The organism is Fulvivirga kasyanovii (assembly GCF_009711405.1).
Classification (GTDB): domain Bacteria; phylum Bacteroidota; class Bacteroidia; order Cytophagales; family Cyclobacteriaceae; genus Fulvivirga; species Fulvivirga kasyanovii.
The window spans coordinates 1-1,082 of record NZ_SMLW01000543.1; the positions used below are offsets into that span (position 1 = coordinate 1).

A 1,082-nucleotide genomic window follows, 5' to 3' on the forward strand; every position below is an offset into this window, starting at 1 on the left:
ACTGACTCTACAGTAAGCGAAGATAGGAGGCCAGAAATTAAAGATCATAAACCTGCCCCAACCTTTTCACTGGTGGATATATCAAAATTCCCTTATAAACAACTTGACTCAACGTACTTTGACTGGGAGCTTTACAAAACCCTGCCATTAATTACTGAGTTTGTGAATAATGGATATGGTGAAGGTAGATACTACAGTGATCAAACATTTTCAGATAATTTTAACAGCTATATTTTTGCAGTTTTGGAAGGTGGAGATTGTGGCCCTGGACTATGGTTGGTTAATTGTAAAGGGGATGAAGTACTTTCCCAACATACCTTATTTGACGAATGTGGGTGGGAGAATGGAAGCCACGTTAGTTCAACATCATTTCTGAACGATTCTACTTTTAAGGTAACCACTAATGCACAAGGTAAAATGCAGGATAAGGAGGGGAATTATATCATAGATTCTTTAACAATTAGAATTTATAGCAGAACATATTTCATTAGTTCAGAGGGGAAAATTGAGCAGATAGACGAGTCCGATACTACTTGGAATAAACTGAAGAATTAAGACGACAAGTGACTCTAAGGTTGAAGTCTTTTCCATAAAAAAGACGAAAGTAGTATTACCTTCATATTGAAGTAAGCATTTGAAAGATTAGAGTTGCTTTTACGCTAATTACCATGCCACTTTATCAAAAACCTCGATTGCGGCCAAATCAGCCAGTAAAAGGTTCGATATTTGTCCCCGAGGGGCTACGAAAGGCCGATTGTCGCGAGATGATCGGCTTTTTTGTTTTAAATTTAGGTTCGTGAGTCCATGACCAAAGGTGAAAGTGCTTGCAATCAATCCAAGTAGCATACAGTGTTCCACCTAAGTATTGGCGTTAATTACATACTGGAATGATAAGATATCTATTTATAATATTAGTAGCCTTTTCTTGTAATTCAACAGAATCAAGACGAGACTTTAAGAACAACGATGATAAAATAACTGACTCTACAGTAAGCGAAGATAGGAGGTCAGAAATTAAAGATCATAAATCTGACCCAACCTTTTCACTGGTAGATATATCAAAATTCCCTTATAAACAACTT

General features: G+C 36.6%; 2 protein-coding genes. Both read left to right on the plus strand.

Features of this window, described 5'->3' with window-relative positions; genetic code table 11:
• On the plus strand, nt 1-555 hold a 555-nt coding region (locus E1163_RS30565; RefSeq protein ID WP_185156073.1), incomplete at its 5' end, for a hypothetical protein.
• Nucleotides 556-887: 332 nt separating this feature from the next.
• The coding region (locus E1163_RS31010) for a hypothetical protein (RefSeq protein WP_221417995.1) at nt 888-1,082 on the plus strand (195 nt) is incomplete at its 3' end.